This window comes from Streptosporangiales bacterium (assembly GCA_009379825.1).
Classification (GTDB): Bacteria; Actinomycetota; Actinomycetes; order Streptosporangiales; family WHST01; genus WHST01.
The window spans coordinates 1-14,400 of sequence record WHTA01000107.1 but is presented as its reverse complement, the minus strand read 5'-3'; the positions used below and the strand labels follow the sequence as shown (position 1 = coordinate 14,400).

Below are 14,400 nucleotides of genomic sequence, written 5' to 3'. Positions count from 1 at the left end.
GGCATCCCCGCATCCGGGAACGGCGCGGGAGCCCCAGGCATCCCCGCATCCGGGAACGGCGCGGGAGCCCCAGGCATCCCCGCATCCGGGAACGGCGCGGGAGCCCCAGGCATCCCCGCATCCGGGAACGGCGCGGGAGCCGCTGGCATCCCGGCGTCCGGGAACGGCGCGCCGTAGTCGGCGGCCGGCGGCTCCTGGCCTACGGCCGCAAGCGGCGCGGAGTCGGCGTAGATCTCTTCGACGGCGCTCTCGTACGCTGGGGTGCCCGGCGCGTCGACGGCGCCGGCGTCGCTGATCGCCTCGTCGATCACGGCCACCCCACCGGCTGCCGGCGCCAGCTGGTCGCCCATCGGCACGGTGCCGTGGTCCTGGCCCGGCGCAGCGGGCACGGCGTCGGCGTGGATCGCGCTGAAGCCGCCGGCCGGCACCACTCCGTTGTCCAGCCGGACCTTGGTCGACACGACGCTCGGCAGGGCACTGCCGAGCGCGGCCGCCACGGCCGTCACGTCGTGCAGGATGCGGTCGATCCAGGTGATCGCCTCAGCGCCGTCGAAGTTGGCCTCCGCGCCACCGGTGGTCACGGAGACCACGGCCGCGCCGTGCACGAGCAACGCACGCCCACCAACGGTCGGCCCGTAGGCGACGAACGCCGGCGGCTGCGCCATGCCGTGCACGAGCTTCGCCAATTCCCTGATCAGGACCCGGCCGTCACCACCGGACTGGCCGGTGGTCTCCAGGATCTGCAACAGCTGCTGTGCGCTCTCCTCGGGCTCCGCTTCGTAGAGGAGCACGAGGTCGCCAACCCTGGCGAGCAAGCCTTCGCCAGGCGTCGGCCGCAGCACCGTCTCGCCAACCTGGTCGGTCACAGCAATCCCCTCCCTGCGGCCGTGCTTCGCGACAGTCTCCTCGCCGCCGAAACGATCCGCCAGAGCAGGCTATTAGACGACCGGAGACGCGCGCAGGTCGGTGGGTACCACCAGGACTTACGGCAACAACCCGGCCACGCTAGTCGCCGCGGTCCTCCGGCATCGGGGTGTTCCGCTGCACCTGCATGAGGAACTCGGCGTTGCTCGACGTCTTCCGCATCTGGTTGAGGAGCAGCTCGAGCGCCTGCTGCGTCTCCAGCGAAGAGATCACCCGGCGTAGCTTCCAGACGATCTTCAGCTCCTCGCCGTGCAGCAGGAGCTCTTCCTTCCTGGTGCCGGACGCGTCCACGTCGACCGCGGGGAACATCCGCTTGTCCGCGAGCTTGCGGTCCAGCTTCAGCTCCATGTTGCCGGTGCCCTTGAACTCCTCGAAGATGACCTCGTCCATCCGGGAGCCGGTCTCCACGAGGGCGGTGGCGATCACGGTGAGTGAGCCGCCGTTCTCGATGTTCCGCGCCGCGCCGAAGAACCGCTTCGGCGGGTAGAGCGCGGTGGAGTCGACACCACCGGACATGATCCGGCCGCTCGCCGGCGCCGCCAGGTTGTATGCACGCCCCAGCCTGGTCATCGAATCGAGCATGACGACCACGTCGTAGCCGAGCTCGGCCAGCCGCTTCGCCCGCTCGATGGACAGCTCCGCGACCGTGGTGTGGTCGTCCGCGGGGCGGTCGAACGTCGACGCGATGACCTCGCCCTTGACCGACCGCTGCATGTCGGTGACCTCTTCCGGTCGCTCGTCGACGAGGACGACCATGAGGTGGCACTCCGGGTTGTTGGTAGTGATCGCGTTGGCGATCGCCTGCAACACCATCGTCTTACCGGCCTTGGATGGTGAGACGATGAGACCGCGCTGACCCTTGCCGATCGGTGCGATCAGGTCGATGATCCGGCCGGTCATGTTGGAGTTGTCTGTCTCCAGCCGCAGCCGGTCGTTCGGGTACAGCGGCGTCAGCTTGTTGAACTCGACCCGGCCACGCGCCTGCTCGTGCTGCATGCCGTTGATCGTGTCCACGCGGACGAGCGGGTTGTACTTCTGCTGCCGCTCACCCTCACGCGGCTGCCGCACCGCGCCGGCGACGACGTCGCCCTTGCGCAGCCCGTGCTTGCGGACCTGCGACAGCGACACGTACACGTCGTCCTGACCCGGCAGGTAGCCGGACGTACGGATGAACGCGTAGTTGTCGAGGATGTCCAGGATGCCGGAGACGGGGATCAGGACGTCGTCGTCGCTGACCTCGGGCTCGCCGCCGCCCTCGTTGCCGAAGCGGTCGCGCCGGTTGCGGTCACGGAACCGGCGGCCACGCCGCCTGCGGCCCCCGCCGCCACCACCGTCACTGCCGTCACCGTCGTCGCGCTGACGGTTGTCCTGCTGCCTGTTGCCCTGCTGCTGTTGCTTGTTGCCGCCCTCGGACTGCCGGCCCTCACCGCGGTTGTTGCCGCCCTCGGACTGCCGGCCGCCGCCCTCACCACGGTTGTTGTCCTGTCGGCCGCCGCGGCGCTGCCGGTCGCCCTGACCGTCCTTCGCGTCCGCCTGCTTCGCCGTCTCGGTGGCGTTGTCGCCGCCCTGGCTCTGTGCTGCCTTGGTTCCAGCCGCCTTGCCGTTCGCGCCACGGTTGTTCGCGCCACGGCCGCTGCCTTCGCCGGCACCGCCCCGTGCTCTGTCACCCCCGCGCGCGGGGGTGCTGGCGGCGTCACCTTGCTCGGCACGCTGGCCGGACGCTGCGTCGCCTGCGCTGAGCTCGCCGCCGTCGAGGGTCGGCTGCGCCGAGCCCGTGCGCCCACTCGACCTGGCGCTCGGCGCGCCGTTCTTCCGGTCGTCGCCACCCGCCTGGCGTTCCTTGATGGCGGTGATGAGCTCGCTCTTCCGCATCTTGGCAGTACCAGTGATGCCCATGCCGGCCGCCATCTCCTGCAGCTCGGAAAGGAGCATGCCGGTGAGGCCACCGCGGCGGCGGGGCGGAGTAGTGGATGCAGTGTCGGCGGAATCGGCGCTCGCCGAGTCCTGCGCGACCTGTGTCGGGTCACTCACGAAAGGTTCCCTTCTCCTGGGAGCCAAGAGGGGTTATGAACAACCTGTCGGCACGCCGCATCACGGCGACACCGTACGGATTGCCTCCAGATAAATTCGAAGGAGAGCTAGTCACTCAATGCGTGGGTCCCCGATTCCGGGTGCTCGGCACCTCGAGAAGCTACGGGGTACGAAGACTGCCCCCCGTGGGCCGTCGGACGAGCTGGTGCCCTCGTAGGGGAACCCGGCGCAGACAGAAGATTAGCATCCCACGCCCGGAAACGGCGCATCGCTCCCTGATAGACACGTCGTGACCGCGGTACGTGGTCGGCCGCCGCCCTGTCGGCCGGCGGCTCATCCCCCATGCTACCTGGGAATACGCCGAGGTGACGACCGTTCAGTCGGCGACGTCCACGGTCGCGCCCGTGCGGTCCACGGCGAGTTCCCACTGCTGCCAGCTTGGCTGCGCCGCCGCCGCGACGTCCTTCGCGGTGGCCAGCGACGTCGCGGTGCCGAGCACCAGCACGGTCGGTCCGGCGCCGGAGAGCACCGCCGCCTGCCCGGCCGCGCGCAGCCGGGTCAGCAGCTTGAGCGACGCCGGCATCGCCGGTCGACGGTACGACTGGTGCAGCTGGTCCTCGGTCGCCGCGAGCAGCAGCTCGGGGTCGGCGGTCAGCGCGGGCGTCAACAGCGCGGCGCGTGCGGCGTTGCCGGCGGCGGCCGCATGCGGCACCACGTCGGGCAGCAGCTTCCGCGCCTGCTCCGTCGCCTGCTCGTGGTCGGGCACGACCGCGAGCGCGACCAGCTCAGGCACCGGCTGCAGCCGCACGGCGCGGGCCTGTCCCTCCTCCGACCACGCCACGGTGAAGCCACCGAGCAGGCAGGCGGCGACGTTGTCCGGATGTCCCTCGAGCCTGGCCGCCAGCGTCAGCGCGTCCGCACCGGCCGGCTCGGCACACCCGGCCAGCGCCCTGGCGGCAACCACGCCGGCCACGATCGCCGCCGCCGAGGAGCCGAGGCCACGCCCGTGCGGCACGGTGTTCGTACAGGTCAGCGCCACGCCGGACGGCCGGTCACCGAGCTCGTCGAACGCCGCGTACGCGGCGCGCAGCACCAGGTGCCGCTCGTCGGTGGGCACCTCGCCGGCGCCAGCACCTGCCACCTCGACCTGCACGCCGGCGTCGGTGCACCTCAGCTCGACCTGGTCGTACCTGGCCAGCGCCAGCCCGGCGGCGTCGAAGCCGGGCCCCAGGTTCGCGCTGGTCGCCGGCACCCGCACCCGGACCTGGCCGGTCCGCCACTGCCCGCCCACGTCAGTTGCTGAGCTCGAGCACCGCGGCGACCGCGTCGACCTCGGCCGGTACGGTCGCCGTCTCCGGACGGCCGGAGAGCATGTGTCCGGGGTCCTTCAGGCCGTTGCCGGTGAGCGTGCAGACCACGCGGCTGCCCTCGGCGACCAGGCCGGACTCCCGCGCGGCGAGCAGTCCCGCCACGCTGGCCGCGGACGCCGGCTCGCAGAAGACGCCCTCCTGCCTGGCCAGGAACCGGTACGCGTCGAGGATCTGCTCGTCGGTGACGGCTTCGATGGTGCCGCCGGACTCGTCCCTGGCCACGAGCGCCTTCTGCCACGACGCCGGGTTGCCCACCTGGATCGCGGTGGCCACCGTCTGCGGCTGCGCCACCACCTCGCCGGCGACGATCGGCGCCGCACCGGCGGCCTGGAAGCCGACCATCCGCGGGGTGCGCTGGCACACCCCGTCCTTGGCGTACTCCACGTAGCCCTGCCAGTAGGCCGAGATGTTGCCGGCGTTGCCGACCGGCAGGCAGTGCACGTCAGGCGCGTCCCCGAGCGCGTCCACCACCTCGAACGCCGCCGTCTTCTGGCCGGCGAGCCGGTAGCCGTCCGGGTTGGCGGAGTTCGCCAGCAGCACCGGGTAGCGCTGGACGAGCTCGCGCGCCACGTCCAGACAGTCGTCGAACGAGCCGTCCACCTCGAGCAGCACCGCGCCGAACGCGACGGCCTGGGTCATCTTGCCCGGGGCGATCTTGCCGTGCGGCACCAGGACGGCGCAGGAGATGCCGGCGCGGGACGCGTACGCTGCGGCGCTGGCGCTCGTGTTGCCGGTGGACGCGCAGATCACCGCCTCCGCGCCGCTCTCCACCGCCTTGGAGATCGCCAGCGTCATGCCGCGGTCCTTGAACGAGCCCGTCGGGTTCGCGCCCTCGACCTTCAGATGGACGTCACACCCGGTGCGCTCGGCCAGCCGCGGCGCGGGCACGAGCGGCGTGCAGCCCTCGCCCAACGTCACGACCGGCGTGTCCGCGCTGACCGGCAGCCGGCTGCGGTACTCGTCGATCACACCTCGCCACACGGCAAGCTCCTTCGTCCCTGCGAACTCACAGACCCTCGACCCGCATGACCGACGCGACCTCGCGCACGACGGCCAACCGGCGCAGCTCCTCGACCGTCGCGGCCAGCGCGGCGTCCGTCGCCACGTGCGTGACCACGACCAGCTGCGCGTCGTCCCCGTGCCCTTCCTGCCGCACCGTCTGCAGTGACACCTCCTTGGCGGCGAACACCTGCGCCACCTCGGCGAGCACCCCGGTCTTGTCGAGCACGTCGAGGCTGAGGTGGTACCTGGTCGCCACCTCGCCCATCGGGCGCGCCCGCAGTTGTGCGTACGGCGTGCTCGCCCAGGTGGACCGGCCGGAGCGCGCGTTGCGCGCGACCGCCACCACGTCGCCGAGCACGGCGCTCGCCGTCGGCGCGCCGCCCGCGCCCTGGCCGTAGAACATCAGCTGCCCGGCGGCGGAACACTCCACGAACACCGCGTTGTACGCCTCGCGCACGCTGGCGAGCGGGTGCGTCTCAGGGATCATCGCCGGGTGCACGCGCACGTCGATGCTGTCGCCGCCGGCGCGCTCGGCGATGGCGAGCAGCTTCACCACGCAGCCCATCTCACGCGCGCTCGCGACGTCGGACGCGGACACCTCGCTGATCCCCTCGCGGTACACGTCCGCCGCCGTCACCTGGGAGTGGAAGGCGAGCTCGGCGAGGATCGCCGCCTTCGCCGCGGCGTCGTAGCCGTCCACGTCCGCAGTGGGGTCGGCCTCCGCGTAGCCGAGCGCGGTCGCCTCGTCGAGCGCGTCACCGAAGGTGGCGCCGGTCTCCGCCATCCGGGTGAGGATGTAGTTGGTGGTGCCGTTGACGATGCCGAGCACCCGGTGCACGGTGTCGCCGACCAGCGACTCCCGCAGCGGCCGCAACAGCGGGATCCCGCCGGCGACGCTCGCCTCGTAGTACAGGTCGACGCCGGCGGCGCGCGCCGCCTCGTGCAGCTCCGCGCCGTGCGACGCCAGCAGCGCCTTGTTCGCCGTGACCACGGACTTGCCGCTGGCGAACGCGGCCAGGATGAGGCCGCGGGCCGGCTCGATCCCGCCGATCACCTCGACCACGACGTCCACGTCGTCGCGGCGCACCAGCGCCTCGGCGTCGGACGTGAGCAGCCCGGGGTCCAGGTCGACGTCCCGTGCCCGCGCCGGCCGGCGTACGGCCACCCCGGCGAGCTCGAGCGGGGCTCCCACCCGTGCGGCGAGGTCGGCCGACTGCTCCTTGATCAGCCCGACCAGGGCACTGCCGACCACGCCGCAGCCGAGCAGTGCCACCCGCACCGGCTGCTCATCTCCACGACCGCCCACGTGTCTCCTCCCCGACGGCAAGGTCAGCTCGACAGGCCCGCGTCGAGCCGCAACAGGTCGTCCATCGTCTCGCGCCGCAGCACCAGCTCCGTAGCCCCCTGCCGCACAGCGACCACCGGCGGCTTCGGCACCTGGTTGTAGTTGCTCGCCATGGCGCGGCAGTACGCGCCTGTGGCCGGCACGGCGATCAGGTCGCCGGGCGCGACGTCGCCCGGCAGGTAGACCTCGCGCACCACGATGTCGCCTGACTCGCAGTGCTTGCCGACCACCCGCACAAGCACCGCGGGCGAGTCGGACGCCCGGTTCACCAGCGCGCAGGAGTGCTCAGCGCCGTACAGCGCGGTCCTGATGTTGTCGCTCATCCCGCCGTCGACGGAGACGTACGTGCGGACGCCGGCGGAGCCGACCCGTACCGGCTTGACCGTGCCCACCTCGTACACCGTGCACATCGCCGGGCCGGCGATCGCGCGGCCGGGCTCCACCGAAAGCCGCGGCACAGGCAGCCCGTTCGCCTCGCACTCCTCGGCGACGATGGTCCGTAGAGCGGCGGCGAACTCGCCCGTCTCCGGGGGGTCGTCGGACGGCACGTAGGCGATGCCGAGGCCGCCACCGAGCCCCAGCTCGGCGATCTGCACGTCGTGCTGGTCGCGCACCCTGGTGGCCAGCCGCACCAGCCGGTGGGCGGCGAGCTCGAACGCGGCGGTGTCGAAGATCTGCGAGCCGATGTGGCTGTGCAACCCGACCAGGTTCAGCGGCGCGGACGCGAGCACCCGCCGTACGGCTTCGAGCACCTCACCGGTGGCGACGGCGAAGCCGAACTTCTGGTCCTCGTGCGCGGTCGCGATGAACTCGTGGGTATGCGCCTCGACACCGACGGACGCACGCACGAGCACATTCGGCCGCACGCCGCGGTCGGCGGCCAGCTTGGCCAGCCGGTCGATCTCCACGAACGAGTCGAGCACGATCTTGCCGACCCCGTCGTCGAGCGCGGCCGCGAGCTCCTCGGTCGACTTGTTGTTGCCGTGGAAGGCGAGCCGCTCGGCCGGGAAGCCGGCCCGCCGCGCGATGGTCAGCTCGCCGAACGAGCACACGTCGAGCGAGAGGCCGTCCTCGGCGAGCCACCGCGCCACGGTGGTGGACAGGAACGCCTTCCCCGCGTAGTAGACGTCGAAGCCGTCGAACGCGGTGCGGTGCGCACGTGCCCGGCCGCGGAAGTCGTCCTCGTCGAGTACGTAGACGGGCGTGCCGTGCTCGCGGGCGAGGTCGCGCAGCTCCACACCACCCACCTGGACGGCACCGCCGACCCGCTGCGCGGTCGACGACCAGATATCGGGCTCGAGTGCGTTGAGATCAGTAGGCGGCGCGGACATCGCGCCCTCGGTCATCATGTCCGCGTGCAACGGCCCCGCGGGGTGCACCGACCTCACACCACTCACCTCTCACAACCGTCTCGGCAGGGGAACTCCGAACAGCTCGCCGGCTCGCGCCACCGCGTCCGCACACCGCGCGAGGAGCGCCAGATGTGAACGGTACGCGGCGGCCGGGCGTCCGGTCGGGTCATCTCGGATCCTGGACAGCCCCTCGAACGCCCACCTCCGTACCGCCTCGTGCGAGGTGGCCACGTCGTGCTCCAGGTGGTCGGCCAGCCGGTGCGGCTCACCCCGTTCCGCTGCGACTCGACCGATGGTGTCGATCGCGTCGAGTGCGGCCGTGGTGGTCTGCCACGCCCTTCCTTCGAGCCTACCGCCCGGCGCCGGCTCGATGCCGTGCGCGCGGGCGACGTCGAGCGCCTCGCGGGAGCCGACACCCAGGTACCACAGCCGCCACAGCGGGTTGCGCTCGTCGCGGCGCGACCACCGGTCGAGGTCCACCCGCACCGGCCGGTTCCACCTGGTGCGGACGAGCGCGTAGCGCGCGGCGTCCGCCCCGACCGCGTGGCACAGCTCGCCGAACAGGTGCACGTCGGCGGCGCCTGTACCCACCACGGTGACCGCCTGGACGGCGGGCTCGGCGCGCAGCGGGCCGAGGTCGTACGCGGCACGCAGCCGCCCGGCGACCGCAACCACCAGCCGCCGCCGCGCCACCGCGAGTGACATCTCGTCAGCCACTGCACTGGTGGGGTCGCTCCCCCGCGCCGTCGCACCCACCCCGGACAGCGTAGTCAGCGCTGGTCACGGAGGTCGTCAGCAGGCCCGCTCCTTCACCAGCCGGTCCACCACGTCGACCAGCTCGGCCGGGTCGAACGGCTTGCAGACGAACGCGTCGGCACCGACCTGCTGCCCGCGTTCCTTGTCGCGCTGCTGTGCGCGCGCCGTCACGATCACGATCCGCGTGTCGCTCGTGCGCGGGTCGTTGCGCAGCCGGAGCGCGACCACCCAGCCGTCCAGCGCGGGCATCATCACGTCCAGCGTGATCACGTCCGGCTGATGCTGCTGCGCAGCGGCGATCGCCTCGTCCCCGCTGCCGGCCTCGAGTACCTGGTAGCCCTCGAGCTCCAGGTTCACGGCGACCAGCTGCCGGATGACCGGATCGTCGTCGACGACCAGCACGCGCCCCACCTTGTCCGCCACACCATGAAGGTACGACGTCGCTCGCAGGCTGTCGCGCAGAGTGCTACGCGCCGTGGCCGCCCCGACAACCACCGCCACGCCGCCCGCACCGTCACCCACCCCAGCGGCTGCTGCTAAGCTGCGGAGGTCCAATCGGACAAGCCCGCCCCCGTAGCTCAGGGGATAGAGCAACGGCCTCCGGAGCCGTGAGCGCAGGTTCGAATCCTGCCGGGGGCGCGGACTGCATCTACACAAGCGCCCGGCTCCTGGCCTGGGGTGTTGTGTGTAGATGGCATGGCGTTGGTGATCCTTTCTGCGGTGTCGGCGATCTCTGCCGTGGTGTCTGCTGGCAGGGTAATGGTGATGGTGACGTGGTCGCCGTCGTCGTGCAAGCGGACGGCGAGCTGGGTGGTCTCGAACAGTCGCCGCAGCAGCTCTTCCGGCGCCTCGGTGAGGTACAGGGTGAGTTCCGGGAGCGCGTCGAGTAGCGCAGTGTCGCCGGGACCAGGTCGGACTGGCTCGACAGCATCGGCGGTGTCGAGGTCAGCGACGGCGGTCAGCGCGGCGGTCCTCTGCTTCTCCAGGTCGTTGTAGCTGGTACGGAGCGCCTTGGTAAAGGGGTCGTCGGGGTCAGCGTCTTGGGCTTGCCGGACCAATGCCTGTTGCCGGCGCGTCAGGTCGGCGAGCACGCGTTGCAGCCGTTCCCGTTCGACCTGGTGCTGCCGCGCGGCGTAATCGTCGATCTGGTCGAGGTCGGCGGCGAGCAGGTGCCGGCGATCGGGTCCGAAGACGCGGTCGGCGAAGAACCTGCCGATGGCGTCGAGGATCGCGTCTTCGCGCAGGTACACGGCCTTCGGGTGATCGGAGTAGGCGGTGGGTTTGCCGCGGTTGTTGTTGCGTGGCCAGCACTGGTAGTAGCCGGCGCCGTGCCGGTTGTTGCCGTGCATCCGCCGCCCGCACGGGCAGAAGATCATCCCGCGCAGCAGATACGTCCGCCTGGTCGCCGGATGGGTGTTCTTCGCGTTCCCGTCGCGGGAGCCGCGGCGTTCCTGGCGGCGGGCGGTGAGTTCGTCGTACATCCACTTCGGGATCAGCGGCTCGTGCGTCGGCTCCGGTGACCACACCCACTTCTTCGGGTCGTTGACCTTCCCGTGTTTGGAGCGCGACGCGCGGCGGTTGAACACCTGGTAGCCGGTGTATTTCGGGTTCCGCAGGATCTCGTACACGCTGGTCTTCCCCCACGCACCACGCGCCCGCTCGGGCCCGCCCACCGGGGTCGGTGGCGGGTACTTGGTCGGGTCGGCGTTGAGCCGCTCGGCGATGGTGTCGCAGCCGATCCCCTCGTGGTAACGCCACGCCGCGATCTGCGCCACCGTCTCCGCACGGACACCGTCGGGTTCGAGACGGGTCTTGGTGAACCCGCGGGCGGCCTTGCTGGGGTTGGGGTGTCGGTACGTCTTCGCCGTGTACCCGTACGGCGGTTTGCCGATGTTCCAGCCCTCCCGCACATGCGTGCACAGCCCGCCCCAGGCTTGTTCGAGGGTATTGAGCACCTCGTATTCGGCGACGGACTGGTTGATCCGCCGCTGCAGCACCCGCTGCGCACGAGACCCGGACAGCGTGATCGGCTCGTTCGACGCGAATAACGGCACATCCGCAGTGTCGAGCGCGCGTTCGACGGAGAGACCCTCGTAGGTGCGGCGGGCGACCCAGGACATCGATTCGCAGATCACCGCGTCGAACCGGCGCCCAGGATGGGCAGCCTCGTCCAACAGATCGGCGAGGCCACCGTCACGGGAGACCGGGATGTTGAACCGTTCATACCCCGTTCCCCGACCACGATCGGCCAGCTCCTTACGGCCGGACTCGACGTCGTAGAAGTGCGCGACGATCACCCACGACTCCGGCAACGCGTTCTTACAGTTCGCCAGCTGCCGCAGACACGACTGCCGCGGATCCTGCTAATCCTCCGTCGATGTCCGCCCCAGAAACGCTACCCGGACCCCCTCACCGAGCAACGCCGCCGACGTCGCCAACGGCGAGACCGCATAATCCGACAGTCCCGACGGCCCCAACGCCACGGGTACCGGGGACAGATGCCGTCCCGCCGCCCTCGGCGCGGACGGGTCGGGGTCCGGTGGGTGTGTGGTCATGGCCTGTAGTCCTGTCCCTTGGTGTCGCGTGCCGGCCGCGGAAGGAGCTCGGGCGCAGTTCATGCCGCGTCTCGTTGGGTCACTATTTTACTCCTATTTCTCCGACCGGTCGAGCAAATAGTTCGATGGATGAGATCTTTTCCATGAAATTCATCGCGCCCTGCGTGATTTGCTCGGCGCAGCCATTCCCGTATCACCTTCATGCTCGTGGACTCCTTGCTCTACAGGGGGTCCGAGCATGTGGTTCATGCTGCCTCGCAGTGGTCACGGTCCTCTTCGTCACGGTCACCGCGGTTGCTTGCCCAGTGCAAGAGGTCGATGATTATTCCGGCGAGTTCGCCGCGTAATTTCTCGCCGTATTCTCCGTCCAGACACCTAATGTGGCCGTGGTAGGTGCGGTCGTCGTCCGGGGTGTCGCTATCGTCGGCGGGGCTCATGGCGACACCTCGGTCTCGACGGCCAGCGAGACCTGCGGGACAGACACCGAGACAGGTGTCGAGAAGAGCGAGACTAGCCCGAGTCTCGCGCGTCTCGCGCTTCTCGTAGTGGTCTCGCCGTCGGTCCCGCCCGGTCTCGGCGACGCGAGCAGATACCTCTCGGCATCCGGCGCTGGCGCCGTGGCCGCGGCGCGGGCTCGCCGGAGGTGGGGGTGTCGGTGCTGCAGTGGGCGTCGGCGGTCGACTTCGTCCTTGGCGCCGTGGTGTGGGCGCCACTGGAACGGCCCGAGGAGACCGCTGCGGTACTGCAGCGGTGTCGATCGCATCCGAAGTTCGCCGGTGTCCGGCACGTGACCACTCGGGACGCCCACCCGGACTGGCTGGTACGGGACGAGGTCGTCGAATCGCTCACCCTGCTCGCCGAGCACGGCGTGCCCGTCGACGTGGTGGCGACCGGGCCACGGCAGCTGGCGAACGTCGCCGCCGTGGCCGAACGCGTGCCCGAGCTGACGCTCGTCATCGACCACCTGGGGCGACCGCCACTGCCCGAGGGCGGATGGCAGCCGTGGGCGTCGCTGCTCGCCCGTGCCGCCGAACACCCACGGACGTACGCGAAGGTCTCCGTCGGCCTCGACGTGTTGGACGAAGGCAGCCACTGGTCGGCCGACGCCCTCGGCCGCTACGTCGACCATGCGGTCGGCTGCTTCGGCGCCGGCCGGTTGATGGCCGCGAGCAACTGGCCGGTGTGCCTGCTCGGCGCCAGCTACCAATCCGGCTGGGACCGCACTCGCGCAGTCCTGCGCGATCTGCCCGTGACTGATCGCGCCGCCGTTCTGGGCGACACGGCCGCGACCGTGTACCGCCCGCCGTTGTTTCGCGAGGAGGAGGTCGGATGAGCATGGAGGCAGGCCGCGTCGGTTTCATCGGTCTGGGCAATATCGGGCTGCCGATGGCGCTCACGCTGCTGCGATCCGGTCGTGAGGTGTGGGTGCACGACGTACGGCCCGATGCCGTCCAATCCTGCGTCGAGGCCGGCGCGCGGGCGGCGACACCGCGCGAGATGGCCGCGGGCTGCGACCTCGTGGGGATCGCCGTGCTGTCCGACGCTCAGGTCACCGACGTGGTGACCGGACTACTGACGGGCGTCGACTCGACCGGGCCGGTCGTCGTCGTGCACAGCACGATCCTGCCTGCCACGGTGACCGAGCTGGACGCGCGCACAGCCGAGGTCGGCGTCGGCCTGGTGGACGCGCCGGTCAGCGGCGGTGACATGGGTGCGCGCGCCGGCACGCTCACGGTGATGGCGGGTGGCCGGCCGGAGCACCTCGAACGTTGCCGCCCGTACTTCACGGCCATCGGCGAGCGGGTCGAAGCGGTCGGCGGGGTCGGCTCGGGCGCGGCCGCGAAGCTCGCGCTGCAGCTGATGACCTACTGCAACCAGCTCGCGGCGTTGGAGTCCGTACGGCTCGCGGACGCGTACGGCATCGAGGAGAGCGCGTTCGTGGATCTGGCCACCGAGACCACGGGGGACTCGTGGATCATCCGCAACTGGGGCTTCTTCGACCGCCTCATGCGCGATCACCGGCTGGCCGGCACTGACGAGATGTACCAGACCTACGGCAAGGACCTCTACGACGTCGTAGTCGCGGCGCGCGAGGCCGGGGTGAGCCTGCCGGTGGCCGGTGTTTCCGCGCAGGAAGTCGCACCGTCGTTCCGCGCCCGCTACGAGGCGCTCACGAGCCCTGACCGGTGAGCCGGTCGTAGACACGGAACAACGCCTGGTTGCCGTTGCCGCCCTCACCGTGTGCAACGGCCTCCAGGTAGAGCGCCATGACCTGAAGACTGCCAGGCAGCGGAACGCTGGCCTGTGCCGCCAGCTGCGTCGCGAGCCGGATGTCCTTGAGCTGTAGCTCGATCCGGAAACCCGCGCTCGCGTCGCCTTCGGTCATCCGCGGCCCGAGGTTCTGGAGCATCCACGAGTCGGCCGCACCGCCGCCGAGCACCTCACGCAGCAGGGAGAGGTCGGCACCCTGCGACCGCGCGAGCGCGAACGCCTCGCACAGCGCCTGGATGTTCATGGCACAGACGATCTGGTTGCAGCTCTTGAAGACCTGTCCCATGCCGGCGGCACCGACGTGGATGACGGTCTGGCCGAGACAGCGCAGCAGCGACTCCACCCGCTGGTAACCCTCCGGGGACCCACCGACCATGATCGACAGCGTGCCCGCCTCGGCACCTTGCGGCCCGCCACTCACCGGCGCGTCCAGGTAGCCGAGCTTGCGGGCGGCGAGCTCGTCGGCGAGCCGGCGGCTGACACCCGCGTCGATCGTGCTCAGGTCGACGACGACGGTGCCCGGCAAGCAGCCCGCGACCACGCCACGGTCACCAAGCAACGCCTCCTCCACCTGCGGGGAGTCCGGCAGGGACACGAAGACGGCATCGGCACCCTGCGCCGCGTCGGCCGCCGACGTCACCGGCTCGGCTCCCGCGTCGGCTAGTACTGCAACGGCACTTGCTTGACAGGTAGTTGATCATGGTCGGGTGGTTACCGATCTGGTGATAGATGAGCTGGATACCTTGCATGAGCGGGTCGCGGGCCGGTTCGGGCGGGCGGAGCCGCGGGCTCGG

General features: G+C 70.7%; 12 protein-coding genes, 1 tRNA gene and 1 pseudogene. 3 read left to right on the top strand and 11 right to left on the bottom strand.

The genetic code is table 11. The annotated features are described in order from the left end of the window. The 8 genes from GEV07_28515 to GEV07_28480 all read right to left on the bottom strand — a co-directional run. On the bottom strand, positions 1–866 hold an 866-nt coding region (locus GEV07_28515; GenBank protein MQA06489.1), incomplete at its 3' end, for a hypothetical protein. Positions 867–1,005: 139 nt separating this feature from the next. After that, a complete protein-coding gene (locus GEV07_28510; GenBank protein MQA06488.1) occupies positions 1,006–2,955 on the bottom strand; it encodes a transcription termination factor Rho in 1,950 nt (649 codons plus the stop codon). Positions 2,956–3,331: 376 nt separating this feature from the next. Then, the gene (locus GEV07_28505; protein ID MQA06487.1) at positions 3,332–4,246 is read right to left on the bottom strand and encodes a homoserine kinase; all 915 of its coding nucleotides are present in this window, start codon (positions 4,244–4,246) and stop codon (positions 3,332–3,334) included. A gap of 1 nt (position 4,247) precedes the next feature. Then, complete coding sequence (locus GEV07_28500) at positions 4,248–5,306, bottom strand: threonine synthase (GenBank protein ID MQA06486.1); 1,059 nt, start codon at positions 5,304–5,306, stop codon at positions 4,248–4,250. 25 nt (positions 5,307–5,331) lie between these two features. Then, positions 5,332–6,606 (bottom strand): homoserine dehydrogenase, encoded by a 1,275-nt coding sequence (locus GEV07_28495; GenBank protein MQA06485.1) that lies wholly within the window; start codon positions 6,604–6,606, stop codon positions 5,332–5,334. A 50-nt stretch (positions 6,607–6,656) separates the two neighbouring features. Next, positions 6,657–8,021, bottom strand: coding sequence for a diaminopimelate decarboxylase (gene lysA / locus GEV07_28490; protein MQA06484.1), 1,365 nt, complete (start codon positions 8,019–8,021; stop codon positions 6,657–6,659). Between the two features lie 51 nt (positions 8,022–8,072). Next, positions 8,073–8,780: a hypothetical protein gene (locus GEV07_28485; GenBank protein MQA06483.1), complete on the bottom strand. Its 708-nt coding sequence runs from the start codon at positions 8,778–8,780 to the stop codon at positions 8,073–8,075. A 36-nt stretch (positions 8,781–8,816) separates the two neighbouring features. Next, positions 8,817–9,182, bottom strand: a complete 366-nt coding sequence (locus GEV07_28480; GenBank protein ID MQA06482.1) for a response regulator — start codon at positions 9,180–9,182, stop codon at positions 8,817–8,819. A 165-nt stretch (positions 9,183–9,347) separates the two neighbouring features. On the opposite strand from GEV07_28480, the gene GEV07_28475 reads away from it, so the two are divergent. Next, positions 9,348–9,419 (top strand) — tRNA-Arg (locus GEV07_28475). Here GEV07_28475 and GEV07_28470 read toward each other — a convergent pair. Both GEV07_28470 and GEV07_28465 read right to left on the bottom strand, forming a co-directional pair. After that, a pseudogene (locus GEV07_28470) lies at positions 9,398–11,335 on the bottom strand (recombinase). The gene GEV07_28475 and the pseudogene GEV07_28470 sit on opposite strands and share 22 nt — an antisense overlap. 245 nt (positions 11,336–11,580) lie before the next feature. Next, on the bottom strand, positions 11,581–11,772 hold the full coding sequence (locus GEV07_28465; protein MQA06481.1) for a hypothetical protein: 192 nt from the start codon (positions 11,770–11,772) through the stop codon (positions 11,581–11,583). Positions 11,773–11,924: 152 nt separating this feature from the next. Here GEV07_28465 and GEV07_28460 point away from each other — a divergent pair, with 152 nt between their 5' ends. Then, on the top strand, positions 11,925–12,668 hold the full coding sequence (locus tag GEV07_28460) for an amidohydrolase family protein (protein MQA06480.1): 744 nt from the start codon (positions 11,925–11,927) through the stop codon (positions 12,666–12,668). Then, positions 12,665–13,525, top strand: coding sequence for an NAD-binding protein (locus GEV07_28455; GenBank protein MQA06479.1), 861 nt, complete (start codon positions 12,665–12,667; stop codon positions 13,523–13,525). Before GEV07_28460 ends, GEV07_28455 begins: the two co-directional genes overlap by 4 nt. On the opposite strand, the gene GEV07_28450 is transcribed toward GEV07_28455, so the two are convergent. After that, positions 13,506–14,246: an NAD-binding protein gene (locus GEV07_28450; GenBank protein ID MQA06478.1), complete on the bottom strand. Its 741-nt coding sequence runs from the start codon at positions 14,244–14,246 to the stop codon at positions 13,506–13,508. The genes GEV07_28455 and GEV07_28450 overlap by 20 nt on opposite strands. Positions 14,247–14,400: the final 154 nt, after the last annotated feature.

Bases quoted from the DNA above. Each gene is read 5' to 3' on its own strand.
- lysA (MQA06484.1), bottom strand. From the start codon at position 8,021: ATGATGACCGAGGGCGCGATGTCCGCGCCGCCTACTGATCTCAACGCA.
- GEV07_28465 (MQA06481.1), bottom strand. From the start codon at position 11,772: ATGAGCCCCGCCGACGATAGCGACACCCCGGACGACGACCGCACCTAC.
- GEV07_28455 (MQA06479.1), top strand. From the start codon at position 12,665: ATGAGCATGGAGGCAGGCCGCGTCGGTTTCATCGGTCTGGGCAATATC.